The organism is Methanocalculus sp. (assembly GCF_030651615.1).
Classification (GTDB): Archaea; Halobacteriota; Methanomicrobia; order Methanomicrobiales; family Methanocorpusculaceae; genus Methanocalculus.
In genome coordinates this window covers 1-4500 of record NZ_JAUSCG010000177.1, presented here as the reverse complement: position 1 = coordinate 4500, position 4500 = coordinate 1, and the positions used below count along the sequence as shown (strand labels likewise).

4 protein-coding genes are annotated in these 4500 nt (G+C 52.1%); all 4 read left to right on the top strand.

Annotated features, from left to right (window positions below):
• Positions 1-1186 (top strand): hybrid sensor histidine kinase/response regulator (locus Q7V06_RS07750; protein WP_304840267.1); only part of this gene is annotated, 1186 nt, incomplete at its 5' end.
• A gap of 14 nt (positions 1187-1200) precedes the next feature.
• Positions 1201-2445, top strand: coding sequence for a response regulator (locus Q7V06_RS07745; RefSeq protein WP_304840263.1), 1245 nt, complete (start codon positions 1201-1203; stop codon positions 2443-2445).
• A gap of 13 nt (positions 2446-2458) precedes the next feature.
• Positions 2459-3853 (top strand): PAS domain S-box protein, encoded by a 1395-nt coding sequence (locus Q7V06_RS07740; RefSeq protein ID WP_304840261.1) that lies wholly within the window; start codon positions 2459-2461, stop codon positions 3851-3853.
• A gap of 15 nt (positions 3854-3868) precedes the next feature.
• Positions 3869-4500, top strand: a 632-nt coding sequence (locus Q7V06_RS07735) for a hypothetical protein (protein WP_304840259.1), incomplete at its 3' end; no start/stop codon positions are given.

Below are 4500 nucleotides of genomic sequence, written 5' to 3'. Positions count from 1 at the left end.
CACCGTCGCATCTGATGGGAGAGCTGCTCTGATGGCAATGGGAGATGAGAAGTTTCATCTCATCATCAGCGACATCATCATGCCGGGGATGGGCGGATATGATCTCTGCCGCCGGATCAGAGAGATAAGTCAGATTCCGGTCGTTCTTGTGACGCAACTCTTTGATCCAGAGGATATTGTACGGGGGCTTGCAAGCGGGGCAGATGGCTTCATCATAAAACCCTTCGACCCCGCCTCTCTCCTCAATACCGTCTCGGATATGCTTGATGAGGAAGGGGCGGCAAAGGTCATTGAAGATGGGGATCTGATAATCGCAGCCCCAAACGATCAGACCTATACCATCACCGCCAGCAGAAAGACGATCCTAAGAATCCTCCTCTCAACATACGCAACTGCCGTAAACAAGAACATGGAGCTGCAGGAGGCCAGGGACGAACTCTATGGCGTAAACGAACAGCTTCAGGAGTTTGTCGAGGAGTTGCAGCAGACAAACGATGATCTTTCACATGAGGTACAGGAGCGCCAGCGAATGGAGAGGGAACTTCTTGACGCTCACCGGAAACTCAAGCTGATGACGAGCATCACACACCATGATATTAAAAATCAGCTCACGGTCATTGAGGGGTATCTCGAGCTTGCCGCATCCAATGAAGGCGCAATCACAACCCAGGAGGCGATCACGAAGACCCGTGAGGCCGGCAGGAGGATCGAACGGATCATCGAACTCACCCGTGACTTCCAGGAGATAGGCACCTGTGAGCCGGAATGGCTGGATTTCACCTCTCTGGTGGATCGTGCCCGACGTATGGTCGATCTTAAGGGAGTATCCATCATTACCGAAACACCCGGTCTTGAAGTATATGCCGAGCCGCTGCTTGAGAAGGTGATCGCAAATATCATCGAGAACTCAATACGTCACGGAGAACGGGTTACAACGATCCGGATCACGATGGAGACATATTCCGATTTTCTTCTGATCCATATCAGAGATGATGGGGTTGGAATTCCGGAATATAATAAAAGAAGGATATTTGAGCAGGGATTTGGAAGAAATACCGGTATAGGCCTTTTTCTTACATCAAAGATCCTCGAAACATCCGGTTTTGCCATCCGTGAGTGCGGGGGTGCAGATGGTGGAGCATGTTTTGAGATCAGGGTTCCAAAGGGGCTGTATAATCTCAGGTGAAGGAGGGAGATGAGATGGAACGGAAAGGGCATATTCTCGTTGTTGAGGACAGTACAACCCAGGCAGAATTTCTGCGCAGGATACTTGATGGTGAGGGGTACCGGGTATCAACTGCCCCTGACGGAACGATAGCACTTCAACAGATTGCAGGTGAGAGACCGGATCTTGTCATGACCGATGTTGTAATGCCGGGGATGAACGGATACGATCTCTGTAAAAAGGTAAAAGAGATCGCACCGATACCAGTCGTCCTCGTGACCCAGCTCTTCGATCCTGAGGATGTCGTCAGAGGAGTTGCCTGCGGTGCGGATAACTTCATCATCAAGCCATTTGAACCTGCATTTATACTAAAACGGGTGCAGGAGATCTTTTTGAAGAGAGACCGTGAGCTTCAGGGGAATGACCTGTCGATCACAATCTCTGATCATACCTATCAGATCAATGCAAAAAGAGAGACGATCCTTGATATCCTCCTCTCAACCTATGCAATTGCGGTCAAGAAGAATGCCGATCTCTCAGAGGCTCGTGATGAGCTGTATGGACTGAACGAACAGCTCAATGAGAAGAACGAAGCGCTCAAGAGCGAAATTCTGGAACGGGAACGGGTTGAAAGTGCCCTTTATGAAGCTCACAGAAAACTGAACCTTGTCACAAGCATCACCCGGCACGGTCTCCTGAACCAGTTCGGAGCGATTCATGAAGCCCTTGAATATACAGAGAGGATCATCGGGGGTGATACGGCTTCAGCAAAAGAGAGCCTGAAGATCGCGATCACCGGCCTTGAGCGGGCAATCCAGACGACCAGATTTACCCAGGAGTACCAGAAGATCGGTGAGAAGACACCGGTCTGGGAGCGGCTGATCAATCTCATCCCGCCTTCAGATGAGTATCAGATCAGGATACATGCAGATATTCCCGGTGATCTCTCGATCTACCTCGATCCCCTGGGAGAAGAGGCGATAAAAGCTATCATCGGTGACGCGGTGCGGAGGCGTGCTGAGACGGTAACGATCACCTATGAGAAGATGAAGGACAGTTCCGTCATTATTGTTGAGGATGATGGTATCGGAATCCCTGAAGCAGGAAAAGAGGCGCTCTTTTCGTATGAATCTATCCCGGGACGAGGATTCTCCCTCTTCCTTGCCAGGGAGGCTCTCGCAATAACAAAGATCACCCTGAACGAGACGGGAGATCCAAGACAGGGTGGGCATTTTGAGATCCACTGCCCTGCACAGGTGATTCAACGGACATCCGGGTGAGGAGGACCTGGATATGCCACTGACAGATCACCCTCTCCTCTCAGATCCGGTCTCCCGGAAACGTTTCATTGTCGTCATTCTATCGCTCCTGCTGGTACTTTCAGCAAACATCGCAGCCCTCCTCTCTGGTATCACCTGGGTTTTTCCTCATCTCTTCTATCTCCCTATCCTCCTTGCCGGATACTGGTATCCGCGGCGGGGACCACTCATCTCTCTTCTTATTGCATCACTCTACTGTGTATCCGCATACCTGCTGACTCCGGCAGATCTCTTCACCACACTCTCCATCATCTCACGGGGAATTGTACTTGTCATCATCGGAGTCATCGTCTCACTCCTCGCAGTACGCCTACGAAGATCCGAACAGCAGCTCCATGACCTCATCGAATTTCTTCCCGATGCCACATTTGCTATTGACCTTGAAGGAAGAGTGATCGCATGGAACCGTGCGATCGAGAAGATGACCGGTGTTCCGAAGAGGGAGATGATCGGTGAGGGGAACTATGCCTATGCGGTCCCATTCTATGGGGAAGCCCGCCCGATTCTCATCAACCTTGCACTTACCGGGGATACTGCGATCGAGGCGAACTATCCGGTTATCAGGCGATTTGGCGATGTGATCGAGGCTGAAATCTTTGCTCATGCTCTGAACGAGGGAAAAGGTCTTCACCTACGGCTTTCGGCAACCCCCCTCTTTGATTCGGGGAGGGAACGCATCGGTGCTGTTGAATCGATACGAAACATCACCGATGAGGTGCTTACACGTTCATCTCTTGAAAATTCCAACCGGCAGCTTGGAGCATTAAGCAGTATCATCCGGCATGGGGTCTCTGCACGGCTTGAGGAGCTCTACCGCCACCTTACCATCGGAAGTATGCAGTTTAATGACCCCGCCTCCATATCGTTCCTCGGGAAGATTGAAGAGGCAGCAGACGGTATCAGGCGCCAGATCGCAATATCACGGGATTTCCGCGAGATAGGATCGGCGCCACCCGTATGGACGCCGGTGCAGGAGGCGGTCTTGCGTGCAGTTGCCCGTCTTGATATCGGAGAGATGATCGTCCGGGTGTGGACCGAACGGCTCGTCATCTTCTCTGATCCTCATCTGTCAACTGCATTGTCTCACCTGATCGAGAATGCCGCGGCTGCAGGGGCGACTGCACTGCTTGTCACGTACCAGATCAGAGATGGCGGTTGTGCGATCATACTCGAAGATAACGGGGTCGGGATTCCGGATGAGAAGAAAGCCACACTCTTTTCAGAGGGGATTGAACAGTCCGGCCATGGTCTCTTTCTGGCACGTGAGGTGCTGGCGATCACCGGCATCTCAATTCATGAAGAGGGTAAGAGCGGTGCTGGAGCACGGTTTGTTATTCTGGTTCCTCCGGAGGGGTTCCGGATCACCTGATGAGGGGGAGGCACAATGGATCCACGACGTATTCTACTACAAATCGATCCCGGCATGCCGGGTATTGCTGATCTTATCGGGAGAATTCCGGGTGTCAGGGAGGTGATACTGCATGGAGAGGAGATACTTGAGATTCCGGGGGTCCGTATCAGGAGGACTGATGAAGCCGATCATACCGGATCAAAAGCGACGCTCGTTATTTCCCGGAAATCAACAGGAGTTCTGGCCGATCTCCTGCTTATTCCTCAGGAGATACCAGCCGACACCCGGTCTCTCACCGATCAGATGCTCATCTGGATGCGACCAGATCAGGCTTCACACAAAGCAGTCACCGGGTTCCTTGATCAGATCACCACAAAGGAGGTGCTCCTCCTCACTGAAGGAGAGACCGTCTCTGATCTTCTTCTCCATATTCCAGAGGCAACATTCTCAAGAGAGACGATCTCAGGTGACCCTCTCCTCTCAGTTATCAATGCAGCATCTGCACATCGCCCTACACTCATCATGGTCTCTGGCCGGTTGAGCGAACCCGATCGTATGCGACTGCTGGATGCAACTGTACCGGTCTTCATCCCCTATCAGAGAGGGGGGCCAACCGAGGTCCGTGAACTCAGGTCAGCAGAGTTTCCCGATGCGAGCAGGGTCTG

Excerpts from the sequence above, each read along its gene's own strand:
- Q7V06_RS07745 (WP_304840263.1), top strand. The coding sequence starts at position 1,201 with ATGGAACGGAAAGGGCATATTCTCGTTGTTGAGGACAGTACAACCCAG.
- Q7V06_RS07740 (WP_304840261.1), top strand. The coding sequence starts at position 2,459 with ATGCCACTGACAGATCACCCTCTCCTCTCAGATCCGGTCTCCCGGAAA.